Here is a 13,649-nt window from a genome sequence, read left to right as displayed (position 1 = left end):
ATCGTAATCCGGTCAATCGTCAAAGCTGACGCTGTGCAATGTGTCACCGTGCAGCTTGAGCCATCGTCGATGTTGCGCAAAGTCGGGACAGAGTTGCTCTACGGTATTCCAGAATGCTGGGCCGTGGTTCATCTCGGCCAGATGCGCCACCTCATGTGCTGCAACGTAATCCAACACCTCCGGCGGGGCCAAGATAAGACGCCATGAATACATCAGGCCACCATCAGAGGTGCAGGATCCCCAGCGCGACCGCGTATCACGCATTGTCAGGCGGGTGTAACGGCGACCGAGCATCGCGGCATAGCGGTCGGAAGCCGCAGCCAGTGCGCTCCGTGCCTCTGTCCGAAAAAAGGCCCGCAGTTGCGCACCCACGGGCCGCCCTGGCGCGATGAGGATTGCGCTTTGCGTGGTTGCAACGCCGCGCCCTTTGCCTTCCCTGATCTCCAGTTGTTCGCCGCGAAACGGCACCGTTCCGCCAAGCTGCACTTGTTGTATGGGGCGCACCCCGACCAATTGCTTGCGCAACCAGCCTTCTTTGCTTTGCAAAAAACTGATTCCCTCATCTTCAGGTGTGAAATGCGGCAAGGTAAGGCTGACCCGTCCATCAAGGCGTGAGACACGAAGAGACAACCGCCTTGCACGCGTCGAGCGGCGCAAATGAACGGTAATCGGGGGGTTGCCATGCAGGGTGTGACGGCCCATATCCAACTTCTCATGTTCGCCGGTGCCAAAGCCTTTGACACGCCTTTCCGCTTATGGCAGTTGGCACCGATCACCCGCAAGGGAAGAAGCCAAGTTTTGAAGGGATAGCCAATGCCTAAGGAAGAGTGGGGCACAAAGCGTCTTTGCCCCGAGACCGGCAAGCGCTTTTACGACCTGAACGCAAACCCGATCATCAGCCCCTATACGGGCAAAGAGGTCGCGATTGATACGTCCAAGACACGCACAATGGTTGCCGATGCCGAAGACGCTCAGACAACAAAGATGAAAGAGTCCGCAGAGGACGAAGATCTCGTACTCGATGACGACGACGATGATGATGTCGATCTGGGCGATGACGTGCTTGATGATGACGACGACGATGACACTGTTTCGTTCGACGATCTCGCCGATGTCGCAAGCGACGATAACGACGACTAAATTCATTCTCCGGGCGCGATTTTCACTTGATCTCGCCCGGTTCGCTGCATAGACAGCGCGCAGCAGCAAAACTGCACCTTTGGGGCCTTAGCTCAGTTGGGAGAGCGCTTGCATGGCATGCAAGAGGTCAGGGGTTCGACTCCCCTAGGCTCCACCAAATTACTCAACATAACGCATTGTTAAGTAAGTGATTTTCGGATCAGGATTAAATCTGTCCCACCATTCATCCCACCAGCAGGATTTATCCTGACATGTTTCGGCGCTTTCCGTTGTCCTTCTGGAACTGCCGCGCAAGCCGGCACGAAACCGACAGGACTTGGACCATGAACCATACTAATTCAGAAAGAACCCTCGAATTCGCCCGAGTGCGTTTTGACCACACTGTCGCTCAGCACGGGCTTCAGGAGCCAGAGCACTTGCCTGACGATACCGGCGCTCAATCTGCAGAAGCTATGCAGTTTCCCAAAGTCACCAGCGTGTCGCTGGACTATTTGTTCCTCGACGTGTGATCAAGATTGGACCAAAGGGACCTTAGCCTACAGTACTTGGGGGGCAGGGTCTCTTCGGTGGGGGGGGTGGGGTCAAAAACGACAACGCGTCGGATCAGGTAGTCCACTACCCCTCGCTCAATTTGATATTTTTTGTTTTGTGGTTGGTCAGCCAAGCTGGCTTGGGCAGAGGGGCGGAAAGCGGACTTTCGCTGCGCTTGCGAATGAATGCATTACGTGCACTTCTGCCGCCTAGCGATACCATGCAACTGTGTGAGAAAGACAGTCTGGTTTCTTTGGATCGCCACTGAGACCTTGGCGGCTGACAAGCCACCCAAACTTCAAATTGGGCTTGCAGGACTTCGATCCGCTACTCAGGGGCTAGCGTCGTGAATACATGGAACACCGCCAAGAATGGCTTTGCGAGATCTACCGCGACTGATCCAAAGGATCACAGAACAACCCAATGATGTCATCGTGGCCCCCATTTCCAGAGGGTTTAGCATGAGTTTCGCAATGTTGTGTCGCAACTGATTGTCCGACTGTGTTGCGAACGAAATCTACCTTTTGCAACCAGCCAATCACCCATCTACGCGAATGACAAACAATATGGATGGTGGCTTTGAAAGGCCGTATTCTCAGTTTGAAGCATTCAGGTTGAGACCGTCTTGCACGCGGGGCTTCGTCGGCTACTCCGAACCTTACAGGTTGATGACCTTTGCTGTGTGTTGTCCAAATAAACTGACGTTGATAATCCATCATTGACTCTCTGACGGAGCGCACCCAGCCATGACAGATTATGATGTTGCAATTGCCGGCGCCGGTATCGTGGGCATGAGCACGGCCCTTTGGGCACAGCGTCGTGGTCACAAGACCCTTTTGGTTGATCCCAATCCCCCAGGATCCGGCGCCAGTTTTGGAAATGCCGGCACGCTGGCGACCTACGCCTGCCTGCCGGTCAATGACCCTTCCGTGTTGACCAGCCTGCCGGCGCTCTTGTTTGGCAAGAACAGCCCTCTGGCCATTTCCTATCGGCATGCATTGAAGAACCCGCGCTGGATGCTGTCTTTCCTCGCCAATTGCTCGGCCAAACGATCACATGAGATCAGTGGTGAACTTGCACGTTTGCTGTCGCATGCGGACGCTGGCATCAATCCGTTGATCGATGAGGCGGGCGCCGAAGACTTGGTCGTGAGTGCCGGTCAGCTTTCGATTTGGTCAAGCAAATCTGGCGCAGACTCAGCCGCCCGCGGGTTGGCGCTGCGTCGCAGCCACGGCGTTCTGTTCGAAGAGTTAACTACCGAAGAAGCGCGGACAATGGAGCCGCACCTAGCCTTGCCGGTCGCGCGGGCTGTTTTCTATCCGACCGCACGCCATATCACTGATCCCCAGGAACTTGTCAGGCGGATGCACGAACGCTTCGAAGAACTTGGCGGGCAGACACTGGCTCAACAAGTTCAGCGCGCCACCCCCGAAGCGGACAGGGTCATGATCGAAACCGGGGCGGAGACCATTCAGGCCGGAAAACTGGTTGTTGCCTCTGGCGCATTTTCAGGCCGCATTCCTGGCGTCGGCACAGACCGCCTGCCCTTGGGGACCGAGCGCGGGTACCACCTGATGTTTGCATCCGAAGCACATCGTATCAGCCGTCCCGTCGGGTGGGCCGAAGGCGGGTTCTACGCCGTTCCAATGGATCAGGGGTTGCGAATTGCGGGGACGGTCGAAATTGATGCGGTCCACAAGCCGGCAAATCCGAAGAGGATCGCTTATCTGAAACGTCGCGCCGAAGACATGTTCGGGAACCTGCCGCAACCTGATAGCCATTGGCTGGGCCGTCGGCCGACGATGCCTGACTCGCTGCCAGTCATCGGGACAAGCCCGGAGAGCATGAATGTGATCCATGCCTTCGGACATCAGCATCTTGGGCTGACACTGGGCGGGATCACGGGGCGAATAGCGGTGGATCTGGTCGAAGGCCGACAACCGAACCTCGACATATCGGGGTTTCGATCGGACCGGCGGTTTCTGCGTCTGTAAATTGCAGCGGTTGCGCGGAGTCGAGGGGAATTGACGAAGGTGCCCATCGAAAACGCTTTGGCATTCTAAAGCAGTCAGGCGCTTCAGCTCCGCAGTTTCTTTTCCAGCCCATCCAGCATCTGCAGACACTTCTGCAGCTGATCAATTGCGAGAAACTCGTCCGGTTTGTGGGCCTGTTCAATTGATCCCGGCCCGCAGACCGCAACGGACATCCCAAGCGCTCTGAAAATTCCGGCCTCAGTGCCAAATGGGACCACGCCGGAGGTGTTACTCCCTGTGAGTTCCATCAAAATATCGCGTGCTTCGTTGATGTCGGCAGGTTCCAATCCTGCGACTTCGCCGATGATTTCGGTTCTGATTTCTGCCGCGGGATCTACCCGTTGCATTGCAGGTAACAGGACCGAACGGACATAGTTGTCACTCTCGGACTTTACATAGTCAAAATCACTGTCCTGAACGGGCCTGAATTCCCACTGGACCGACGCAGTCTCGGGGATGACGTTGTGGATTTTACCCCCCATGAGCGAGCCCGTGTTGATGGTCGTCCAGGGTGGATCAAAACGGCTGTTGGTGGGGGCGCGTCTTTTGAGCTCCTCGCCCATTTCCATCAGGCGCGCCACGTAACGCACGGCATATTCGACCGCGTTGACACCCAGATCGGGCATCGAACCATGTCCTGCTCTGCCATGGAAATGCGTGGTGTATTCGCAGCAGCCTTTGTGCCCCTCGATGACTTGCATCATCGTCGGCTCGCCTATGATCGCCATTGAGGGGCGTATGTCGTGCTGCTCCAGCCAGTCGGCGAGGGCTTTCGCCCCGATACATCCGGTTTCTTCGTCATATGTGAAAGAGAAATGCACCGGACGTGTGAGAGTGCCTTCTGTAAAGTCTTCTGCTTTGGCCAGTGCGGCCGCGATGAAGCCTTTCATATCGCAGGTGCCGCGTCCGAAGAGCTTTCCGTCCCGCTCGATCATCTCGAACGGGTCAAGTGTCCAGTCCTGATCGTCGACAGGGACCACGTCGGAATGCCCTGAAAGGACGATACCGCCAGGTTTGTCCGGTCCAATCGTCCCGAACAGGTTGGCCTTCTGCCCGTCCGGCGTGAACTGCAATTGCACATCGGCCCCGAGATCCTGCAGGCGCTGCGCCATATACCCGATCACCTCGACATTACTGTCACTGGAGATGCTGGGATAAGCGATCAGATCAGCCAGGATCGACTTGGTTCTGTCGAGAGAAGCCACCCGCCTAGTCCTTGACGAAAAGCTTGCGCTGCATGTTGCAAAGCGCCTCGGCGGGGCCGTCATGTTTGATCAGGATGGTCTCGGTCGTTTCCAACCCCCAAGTATCCATCCAGAGCGCGGGCATGAAATGGAATGTCATACCGGGCTGCAGGATTGTTTCGTCTTCAGTCCGGATCGAGGCCGAACGTTCACCCCAGTCGGGCGGATAGCTAAGGCCGATGGGATAGCCCATACGCCCCTGCCGTTCGATCCCGTATTTCCCCAGCACTCCCATAAAAGCGTTGGCTATGTCGCAGGTACGGTTGCCTGCCTTGGCTGCCTGTAGTCCAGCTTCGATCCCTTCGATCTGGGCCGCCTCTGCGCGACGCATTTCATCAGTTGGCGTGCCAAGAAACACCGTCCGGCAAAGCGGCGCGTGATAGCGGCGGTAGCAGCCCGACAACTCAAAGAAAGTGGCCTCGCCCTCGCGCATCGGCGCGCCATTCCATGTCAGATGGGCCGCGGTCGCATCCAGCCCGGAAGGGGTAAGCGGCACAATCGCGGGGTAATCTCCCCAGTCGTCACCGATACCTGTGATACCCGCATGCATGATATCTGCGACCAGGTCGTTCTTCCGCACGCCCGGCGCGGCCTTGTCGATGGCGACCTGAATGACCTTCTCGGAGATCCGCGCCGCTTTCCGGATGAAGCCGATTTCTTCCTCGGATTTCACAAGCCGCTGCCAGTTTACCAGCGCGGTTGCATCAACCAGTTGTGCATCGGGCAATGCATCTGAAAGCACCTGATGTGCCTTGGCGGAGTAGTAGTAGTTCTCCATCTCGACACCGATACGGGCCTTCTCAAATCCCCGCGCCGCCAGCTGTTCTGCCAAATCCTGCATCGGGTGATAGACGGTGGATTGGATATAGTGATCGCCATAGCCGATCACGTTGTCAGGTTGCATCCAGCAGGTGCGTCGCCCGCCGAACATATCCATCATCCGTCCCCACCAGACCGGTTCGCCCTCCATTCCGAGGATCACACCCTGATGCACATAGAAAGACCATCCGTCATAGCCCGTGAGCCATGCCTGATTTGACGGGTCGGTCACGAAAAGCACATCAATACCGGCCTTTTCCATTGCGGCACGGGTCGCAGCGATCCGCCTGTCATATTCGGTCTGGCTGAATGGCGCATTCTCTATCGGCATATTGCTTCCTCTGACCTTGTTGCCGCCCACAGTTGCTGCAATTGACAGCCCGCTTGGCAGCGTGGTGTTCTTCTGCACAGTGGTGAAGAGATGTCGCCTGCGTCAATCATGAATACGAACGGAGCTGGGATGTCTGCGACGTTGAGTTTCGGGATCAAAGATATTTGGGCCGCGCAAAAGCGGATCAAGGGTGTTGCCGACAATACACCGATGATCCCCTCGCCCTACATGAGCCATGTGGCCGGGCATGATTTCCTGATGAAGATGGAGATCATGCAGCCCATCGGCGCTTTCAAACTGCGCGGCGCGATGTCGGCGGTCATGGCGCTGCCTGATCACGTAACAGGCGTGACTTGCTGCTCAACAGGCAATCACGGACGCGGCGTGGCCTATGCGGCCAAGCGGCGTGGTATCAGGGCGGTGATCTGCATGTCCGAACTGGTGCCGCAAGCCAAGGTTGACGGCATCCGTGCGCTGGGTGCGGACGTTCGGATCATTGGTAGATCGCAAGATGACGCAATGGCCGAAAGCAAGCGCCTCTGCGACGCGGAAGGGCTGGTCGAGATCTCGCCTTTCGACGATCCGCATGTCATCGCGGGCCAAGGCACGATCGGGCGAGAGATGCTAGCCCAGCGACCTGATCTGCAAACTCTGCTCGTGCCACTTTCCGGCGGCGGGCTTGCTGCGGGTGTTGCGGTGGCTGCAAAGTCGGTGAAGCCCGATATCCGCGTCATCGGCGTTTCTATGGATCGAGGTGCGGCGATGCATGCTTCGATCAAGGCCGGCCATCCGGTAGAGGTGCCCGAATACGCCTCTCTGGCGGACTCATTGGGCGGCGGCATAGGGCTGAGCAACCAATTGAGCTTCCCGCTCTGCCGCGATCTGCTGGATGAAACGCTCCTCGTGACCGAGGACGAGATCCGTGATGCCATGCAAGTGATGTTCTTCGAAGACCGGATAGTTGCAGAGGGTGCCTGTGTTGTAGGGCATGCCGCCATGCTTTCCGGCAAGTTGCCTCAAATCACGGGCCCCGTGGCGACGATCATCACAGGGCGCAATCTGGATATGGCGCAGTTTCTGGCTGTCGTCACCGGTGAGGATGTGCGGCTTGGCGATCTGCTGCTGAAAGGAAAATGTTATGGCGCGTGACATCCGAATCGTCACAGAGGCCGAATTGCGTCAGGCCGTCCCCCTCAATCTTACGATCGTCGATGTGATTGAAAGGGCATTCTCGGCGTTAGGTCATGGGACGGTCGTTATGCCGCCAATTCTGTCTATGGAACTGCCCGAGGTGCACGGCGAGGTAGATGTCAAAACAGCCTATATCCCGGGTTTTGACGGCTTTGCCATCAAGGTCAGTCCGGGCTTCTTCAACAACCCTGCTCTTGGATTGCCCAGCCTCAATGGATTGATGATCCTGTTTTCCTCCAAGACCGGTCTGGTCGAGGCGGTCTTTCTCGATAACGGGTATCTGACCGATATCCGCACCGCCGCCGCCGGCGCCGTTGCCGCACGGTCTCTGGCACCTCCCAATGTCGAAACGGCAGGTGTGATCGGGACAGGCGTGCAAGCGCGGCTGCAGATGCAGGCCGCCCATCTGGTTCGACCTTTCGGGCAAGTGCTAGTGTGGGGGCGGGACAGACAAAAGGCAGAGAAATGCGCGGCTGATCTGGCCGACAGCCTTCACGTAGACGCCTTCGCGGTTTCTGATCCCAAAGAACTGGTTGCACAAAGTCAGCTTGTGGTCACGACAACGCCGGCTCGCGAGCCGGTTATCAGGGCCGACTGGCTCCACCCCGGCCTGCACATTACCGCGATGGGCGCAGACCAGACTGGCAAGAACGAGATTGATCCACAGGCACTTGCCGCCTGTGATCTCTATGTTTGTGACAGTGTCAGCCAGTGTGAAGTTTCGGGCGAACTGGAGGCGGCACTGGCCCAAGGTTCATGGACCAAAGGTACCCCGCCTGAACTGGGGCAAATCATCAATGGAGCGCGGCAGGGCCGAGCATCTGACGACCAGATCACGATCTGCGATCTCACTGGGACCGGCGCACAGGATACCGCCATCGCCACGCATGTCCGCACGATACTCGGTGACGTCGGGACATCGATCCGCGCCTGATGCGCGCCAAATCACTGGAAATCGTCGCGCAAGCCCGCTAGAATTTCGCATATTCCGGCAATAAAGGCATTGCGCGCTGCTGCCGGATAGAGCGGAGCGATCTGCCGCCAAGCGCGCTAATGGCTCCACAAATATGACCATCCGGCCGCGCGCCGCCAATCAGATCAGGTGAGCCTTTGCTTCATAACGACCAGCTTTCCCAATGGGACCGAGAGAACTTCTTTCACCCATCGACCCATCTCGCTCAACACGCCCGTGGCGAGACTGCGACCCGCATCATCCGCACCGCCAGCGGTTGTCACATAGAAGACCGCGAGGGCAATAAACTACTCGACGCCTTCGCTGGGCTTTACTGCGTGAATGTCGGCTATGGCCGTCAGGAAATCGCTGAGGCAATTGCCGATCAGGCCCGCGAACTTGCCTATTATCATGCCTATGTCGGGCACGGCACAGAAGCCTCGGTCACCTTGTCAAAGATGATCCTCGACCGCGCGCCGGATCACATGTCCAAAGTCTATTTTGGTCTGGGCGGGTCTGACGCCAATGAAACGAATGTCAAACTGATCTGGTACTACAACAACATTCTTGGCCGCCCTGAGAAAAAGAAGATCATCTCGCGCTGGCGCGGCTATCATGGATCGGGGCTGGTGACGGGGTCGCTCACGGGGCTGGAGCTGTTCCACAAGAAATTCGACCTGCCACTCGCGCAGGTGATCCATACCGACGCGCCCTATTATTTCCGCCGTACAGACGCGGCACAGTCGGAAGACCAATTCGTGGCGCAATGCGTGGCATCGCTGGAAGAGCTGATCGCCCGCGAGGGGGCCGACACAATTGCTGCCTTCATCGGTGAACCCGTCCTCGGGACAGGCGGTATCGTCCCGCCGCCCGCAGGCTATTGGGATGCCATTCAGGCCGTGTTGCGCAAACACGATATCCTGCTTGTCGCGGATGAGGTCGTGACCGGTTTCGGGCGTCTCGGAACCATGTTCGGCAGCACCCATTATGGCATGACCCCCGACATTATCACCATCGCCAAAGGCCTGACCTCGGCCTATGCGCCGCTGTCCGGCTCAATCGTGTCTGACAAAATCTGGAAGGTCCTGGAACAGGGCACGGACGAAAACGGACCGATCGGGCACGGGTGGACCTACTCGGCCCATCCCATCGGGGCGGCGGCCGGTGTTGCCAACCTCAAACTTCTCGATGATCTGAACCTGATCAGCAATGCAGGCTCTGTTGGCGCATATCTGAATCAGACAATGCAGGAGGCTTTGGGTGACCATCCTCATGTCGGCGAAATCCGCGGCGAAGGGATGCTTTGCGCGGTAGAGTTCGTCAAGGATCGCGACAGCCGCACCTTCTTTGATGCCAACGACAAGATTGGACCGCAGATCGCAGCGGCACTGCTGGCACAAGGCGTCATAGGACGCGCCATGCCCCAAGGGGATATTCTTGGATTTGCGCCCCCCTTCTGCCTGACAAAGGCCGAAGCGGACGAGGTAGTCGCAAAAACCGTAACGGCGGTGAACACCGTCTTTCAGGGATAGGATAACGCCATGAAACCAGATCGGCCGCAGCACAGCGCACCCGCCACCGCAGACGAGATGCGCGCCCTGCGGCCGGTGATCTGCTATCCGCCCGAAACTTTGCCCCAACCTGATAGAACGACGATGAAGGCGTTGCGCGGCGAGGCGAGCCAGACCGGCAAGATCGTCATAGCTCCGCGCGACGCAGGCTGTATCGAAGTGCCCGCTGGTGCCTTCTTCCGTATCTCTTCTGTTGATGGCCCGCAGGTTGGCGACCTGAACCTCTGGAACGCACACGACCTGACTGAGCGGTTCTACTCTGGCAAAACAAGGGCCTTGCACGGCACCCATCTGTCGACTGGTGACCACATGTGGTCCAGTTTCCCTGCCATGCGCCCAATGGCGACGATCGTGGATGATACATTGGACTGGTACGGGTTTGATGCCTTCGGAGGTTCGGTTCACGACGTGATCGGCACTCGCTGCGATCCTTACACTGGGCGCCTGCTGTCAGGGGATGATTATCACTATTGCTGTCACTCCAATCTCACCCGCGCCCTTGCAGCCCATACAGGTTTGCCGCTGCATGAGGCAGAAGCCCATGTGCACGACGTCCTCAACGTTTTCATGTGTACGGGCTTTACCCGCGACACCGGCCAGTACTTCATGAAAGCCAGTCCCGTCCGCCCCGGAGACTATCTGGAATTGTTTGCCGAGATTGATTTGCTCGTCGGCCTTTCCGCCTGCCCCGGCGGCGATTGTTCGTCGGAACATTCCTCGGATACCGCAGCCTGTTATCCGTTGGAGATCACCGTCTGGGACCCCGGCGAGAGTGCGCGAAACACGCATCAAGTGCCGCAAATGAACCCCTACAGCGGCAATCATGGCGTAGGCTGATCGCGGCGACTCAGGGAGATCTCATCATGCTAAAAGGGCCGGTGGCCACGCAGGAGCGTTCATGCATCTAGTGGCCAATCCCCATCGACGCAGCGGCCAGCTTGCACCCTCGGCACCCTACCCGTCTACCGATGCGGCGCGGGTGTCGGCCCTCTTGGGGCAATGTCCGAAATCAGAAGAGACACCTTTGGCAGATGCAGCCGGTCTTGCACCTGTTTCCGCCTTCTGGATCAAGGATGAACGCCCACGCATGGGGCTTGGGTCCTTCAAGGCGCTCGGTGCTGCCTATGTCATTGCGCGGAAGGCCGTAGAAGTTGACAGCCACCCTGACACCACCACGCTTTCAGGACGCACATATGTCACCGCCAGCGCTGGCAATCACGGCTTGAGCGTCGCCGCCGGTGCGCGCATTTTCGGGGCGAAAGCGGTCGTCTATATTGCAGAAACCGTGCCCGAGAGCTTTGCCAACCGACTGCGCGATCAAGGTGCTGACGTGGTCCGCCAAGGCGCCGATTACGCGGCTTCGATGCAGGCCGCGCAGCTTGCGGCTGAGGCAAATGGCTGGACGCTGCTGTCGGACAGTTCGTGGGAGGGCTACACCGCGCTGCCGTATATCCTGATGGAAGGCTACCTCCAGATGGCTTTCGAAGCCGTTCGGCAATGCCCCCAAGTCCCGACCCATGTCTTCCTCCAGGCCGGGGTCGGCGGACTGGCTGGTGCCGTGGCCGCTTATCTGCGCAAAGCCTGGGGCGATGCGATACAAATCATCGTGGTCGAACCGGATGCCGCGCCCGCCCTGCAAGCCAGCATAGTTGCCGGAGAATGTGTCTTTGCGGACGGCCCTGACAGTGTGATGGGTCGGCTGGACTGCAAAGAGCCCTCACTCATCGCGCTGAACGGTCTCGCGCGGGATGCAGACAGCTTTCTGACTTTGACTGATGACGAAGTGAACGCGCAGCTGCCTGCACTGGCAGCAGCCGGATTCGCAACCACTGCGTCAGGCGGCGCGGGCATCGCTGCCGCGATGCGTGAAGATGTCCGCGACGCGCTGGGGATCGGCCCCGACGCCCGCGTACTATGCATTCTGTCAGAGGTGGCTGATTGAGAGGGTTTCTCCCTTCCGAGTTTGCCGCAAGGACGGCGAAGGCGCAGGCCAAAATGGCCGAAGCGGATTTGGCCGCGCTGCTGCTGACAACCGAACCCGAGGTCCGCTACTTTACTGGATACCTGACACGCTTTTGGGAAAGCCCCACCCGACCTTGGTTTTTGATTGTGCCCGCAGCGGGAAAACCAATTGCAGTCATCCCCACAATCGGTGCGGCACTGATGGGTCAGGCCTGGATTGACGACATCCGCACGTGGCGCGCGCCTGATTTGGACGACGATGGTGTGTTCTTGTTGATCGACACTCTGAATGAAGTGGCGAAGGGTGGACGTGTAGCAATTCCTCATGGCCACGAAACCCACGTTCGCATGCCACATGCCTCTCTGACCCGCATCGGCGAAGCGGTTGGACTGGTGTCTGATGAAGGGATCATGCGCAGCCTCAGGATGGTCAAGACTGACGCCGAAATCGCGAAGGTTGCCGAGGCTTGCGCGATCGCAGGACGTGCCTTTGCTCGCGTGCCGGAGATCGCGGATGCCGGTACCTCACTTGAGCATATATTCCGGCAGTTCCAGATGCTCTGTCTGGAGGAAGGCGCCGATTGGGTGCCTTACTTGGCGGGAGGGGCCGGTCAAGGTGGTTATGGTGATGTGATTTCGCCCGCCACCGATGCGCCGCTTGCCAAGGGCGACGTGTTGATGCTGGACACGGGCCTCGTCCACGATGGGTATTTTTGTGATTACGACCGTAACTGGTCGGTCGGCCCTGCTAGCACACAGGTTAAGGATGCCTTTGCGCGCCTGATCACTGCGGTCGATGTCGCTTTCGATACGGCCAAACCGGGCGTGACAGCAGCAGACCTTTATCATGCGATGCACGCAGTCCTGTCGAATGGTGCGGGCGATACGGACGCAGGGCGGCTTGGGCACGGGCTTGGCATGTCGCTCACGGAATGGCCGTCGCTCATCCCAAGAGATGACACGGTTCTTGAGACAGGCATGATCCTGACGTTGGAACCCGGCATTGCCGTTGGCGACAAAATCTTGGTTCACGAAGAGAATATCGTGATTACCGAAAACGGTGCTCGGTTCTTGAGCCCCCGCAGCGGCAGAGAGTTGCCTGTCCTATGACCATCCTGCCTTATGACTTGATCCCCGATGAAGACCTGCCGACGCCAATCGGCATGATCGTCCTGCAGGCGGACGAAACACTGGAACCCGAGTTCCATCGTAGTTTCGTAGGTACCAACGCGGCACTCTATGTCAGCCGGATACCGAGCTCCCCCGAAGTGACCGCCGATACGCTAAGCATGATGGAGAGCCAGATCGCGGCTTCTGCGGACCTTTTGCCGAAGTCGCTTGAATATGCGGTCGTCGGCTACGGTTGCACCTCTGCCAGCGCGATTATCGGCTCCGATGCGGTGGCAGCGCTCGTGCGTCAAACATGCAACGCGGCCGACGTCACAGACCCGCTTCGCGCAGCCATTGCCTTTGCGCAGGAACACAATCTGTCGCGACTGGCATTGCTGTCTCCATATATAGCCGAAGTGAACCTTCCTCTGCGCAAGGCATTTGCAGACGCGGGTCTTTCCCTTGACGGCTTTGGTACTTTCGGAGAGGCCGAAGAGGCCAAGGTGGCGCGGATTTCTGAGCGCTCAATCATTGATGCCGCTGTCAAGCTGGGCTTGGCCCCGCAAGTCGAGGGAATCTTCCTCAGTTGCACAAATCTCAAGACTCGCACTGCCATTCCACAGATAGCTGCGAGAACCGGCAAGCCTGTTTTTTCTAGCAACTCGGCACTTTCGTGGCATATGAAAAAATGTGCAAAATTATGAAATATCAATCAATTAGCCATATGTTCCGTGTTCGCGGTTGCGACCTGCGGATACGGATGTT

13 protein-coding genes and 1 tRNA gene are annotated in these 13,649 nt (G+C 58.0%); 11 read left to right on the top strand and 3 right to left on the bottom strand.

Features of this window, described 5'->3' with window-relative positions; translation table 11 throughout:
* Nucleotides 1-12: 12 nt before the first annotated feature.
* Entirely contained in the window at nt 13-702 is a 690-nt protein-coding gene (locus BM316_RS01080) for a M48 family metallopeptidase (protein ID WP_090202892.1), read from the bottom strand.
* Between the two features lie 111 nt (nt 703-813).
* Here BM316_RS01080 and BM316_RS01075 point away from each other — a divergent pair, with 111 nt between their 5' ends.
* From BM316_RS01075 to BM316_RS01060, 4 genes are all read left to right on the top strand, one after another.
* Nucleotides 814-1,140, top strand: coding sequence for a TIGR02300 family protein (locus BM316_RS01075; protein ID WP_090202889.1), 327 nt, complete (start codon nt 814-816; stop codon nt 1,138-1,140).
* An 81-nt stretch (nt 1,141-1,221) separates the two neighbouring features.
* Nucleotides 1,222-1,297, top strand: a tRNA-Ala gene (locus BM316_RS01070).
* A gap of 166 nt (nt 1,298-1,463) precedes the next feature.
* A complete protein-coding gene (locus tag BM316_RS01065; RefSeq protein ID WP_131802530.1) occupies nt 1,464-1,649 on the top strand; it encodes a hypothetical protein in 186 nt (61 codons plus the stop codon).
* A 768-nt stretch (nt 1,650-2,417) separates the two neighbouring features.
* The gene (locus BM316_RS01060; RefSeq protein ID WP_090202883.1) at nt 2,418-3,665 is read left to right on the top strand and encodes an NAD(P)/FAD-dependent oxidoreductase; all 1,248 of its coding nucleotides are present in this window, start codon (nt 2,418-2,420) and stop codon (nt 3,663-3,665) included.
* An 83-nt stretch (nt 3,666-3,748) separates the two neighbouring features.
* Here BM316_RS01060 and argE read toward each other — a convergent pair whose 3' ends face one another.
* Nucleotides 3,749-4,909 carry an acetylornithine deacetylase gene (gene argE / locus BM316_RS01055; RefSeq protein ID WP_242649698.1) on the bottom strand — a complete coding sequence of 387 codons (1,161 nt, stop codon included), beginning with the start codon at nt 4,907-4,909 and terminating at the stop codon, nt 3,749-3,751.
* A 4-nt stretch (nt 4,910-4,913) separates the two neighbouring features.
* Nucleotides 4,914-6,098 carry a M24 family metallopeptidase gene (locus BM316_RS01050; protein WP_090207318.1) on the bottom strand — a complete coding sequence of 395 codons (1,185 nt, stop codon included), beginning with the start codon at nt 6,096-6,098 and terminating at the stop codon, nt 4,914-4,916.
* Between the two features lie 108 nt (nt 6,099-6,206).
* Between BM316_RS01050 and eutB the strand changes: the two genes are divergently transcribed.
* The 7 genes from eutB to BM316_RS01015 all read left to right on the top strand — a co-directional run bounded on the left by eutB (nt 6,207) and on the right by BM316_RS01015 (nt 13,588).
* Entirely contained in the window at nt 6,207-7,247 is a 1,041-nt protein-coding gene (gene eutB / locus BM316_RS01045; protein ID WP_242649697.1) for a hydroxyectoine utilization dehydratase EutB, read from the top strand.
* Nucleotides 7,237-8,223: a cyclodeaminase gene (locus BM316_RS01040; RefSeq protein ID WP_090202877.1), complete on the top strand. Its 987-nt coding sequence runs from the start codon at nt 7,237-7,239 to the stop codon at nt 8,221-8,223. Before eutB ends, BM316_RS01040 begins: the two co-directional genes overlap by 11 nt.
* A 176-nt stretch (nt 8,224-8,399) precedes the next feature.
* Nucleotides 8,400-9,773: an aspartate aminotransferase family protein gene (locus tag BM316_RS01035; protein ID WP_090202872.1), complete on the top strand. Its 1,374-nt coding sequence runs from the start codon at nt 8,400-8,402 to the stop codon at nt 9,771-9,773.
* Nucleotides 9,774-9,782: 9 nt separating this feature from the next.
* Nucleotides 9,783-10,649, top strand: coding sequence for an urea carboxylase-associated family protein (locus tag BM316_RS01030; RefSeq protein ID WP_090202869.1), 867 nt, complete (start codon nt 9,783-9,785; stop codon nt 10,647-10,649).
* 61 nt (nt 10,650-10,710) lie between these two features.
* The gene (locus tag BM316_RS01025; RefSeq protein ID WP_090202866.1) at nt 10,711-11,754 is read left to right on the top strand and encodes a pyridoxal-phosphate dependent enzyme; all 1,044 of its coding nucleotides are present in this window, start codon (nt 10,711-10,713) and stop codon (nt 11,752-11,754) included.
* Complete coding sequence (locus BM316_RS01020) at nt 11,751-12,884, top strand: M24 family metallopeptidase (RefSeq protein WP_090202863.1); 1,134 nt, start codon at nt 11,751-11,753, stop codon at nt 12,882-12,884. Before BM316_RS01025 ends, BM316_RS01020 begins: the two co-directional genes overlap by 4 nt.
* Nucleotides 12,881-13,588, top strand: a complete 708-nt coding sequence (locus BM316_RS01015) for a maleate cis-trans isomerase family protein (protein WP_090202861.1) — start codon at nt 12,881-12,883, stop codon at nt 13,586-13,588. Before BM316_RS01020 ends, BM316_RS01015 begins: the two co-directional genes overlap by 4 nt.
* The last annotated feature ends 61 nt before the right edge of the window (nt 13,589-13,649 follow it).

The sequence above is a fragment of the Yoonia litorea genome (assembly GCF_900114675.1).
GTDB classification, from domain to species: Bacteria; Pseudomonadota; Alphaproteobacteria; order Rhodobacterales; family Rhodobacteraceae; genus Yoonia; species Yoonia litorea.
The sequence above is the reverse complement of the archived record's forward strand: the minus strand, read 5'-3'. Positions and strand labels throughout refer to the sequence as shown.

What these genes read in the sequence shown, in the direction of transcription:
- BM316_RS01080 (WP_090202892.1), bottom strand. Translation starts at nt 702, where the DNA reads ATGGGCCGTCACACCCTGCATGGCAACCCCCCGATTACCGTTCATTTG.
- BM316_RS01075 (WP_090202889.1), top strand. Translation starts at nt 814, where the DNA reads ATGCCTAAGGAAGAGTGGGGCACAAAGCGTCTTTGCCCCGAGACCGGC.
- BM316_RS01065 (WP_131802530.1), top strand. Translation starts at nt 1,464, where the DNA reads ATGAACCATACTAATTCAGAAAGAACCCTCGAATTCGCCCGAGTGCGT.
- BM316_RS01060 (WP_090202883.1), top strand. Translation starts at nt 2,418, where the DNA reads ATGACAGATTATGATGTTGCAATTGCCGGCGCCGGTATCGTGGGCATG.
- BM316_RS01050 (WP_090207318.1), bottom strand. Translation starts at nt 6,098, where the DNA reads ATGCCGATAGAGAATGCGCCATTCAGCCAGACCGAATATGACAGGCGG.
- eutB (WP_242649697.1), top strand. Translation starts at nt 6,207, where the DNA reads ATGAATACGAACGGAGCTGGGATGTCTGCGACGTTGAGTTTCGGGATC.
- BM316_RS01040 (WP_090202877.1), top strand. Translation starts at nt 7,237, where the DNA reads ATGGCGCGTGACATCCGAATCGTCACAGAGGCCGAATTGCGTCAGGCC.
- BM316_RS01030 (WP_090202869.1), top strand. Translation starts at nt 9,783, where the DNA reads ATGAAACCAGATCGGCCGCAGCACAGCGCACCCGCCACCGCAGACGAG.
- BM316_RS01025 (WP_090202866.1), top strand. Translation starts at nt 10,711, where the DNA reads ATGCATCTAGTGGCCAATCCCCATCGACGCAGCGGCCAGCTTGCACCC.
- BM316_RS01015 (WP_090202861.1), top strand. Translation starts at nt 12,881, where the DNA reads ATGACCATCCTGCCTTATGACTTGATCCCCGATGAAGACCTGCCGACG.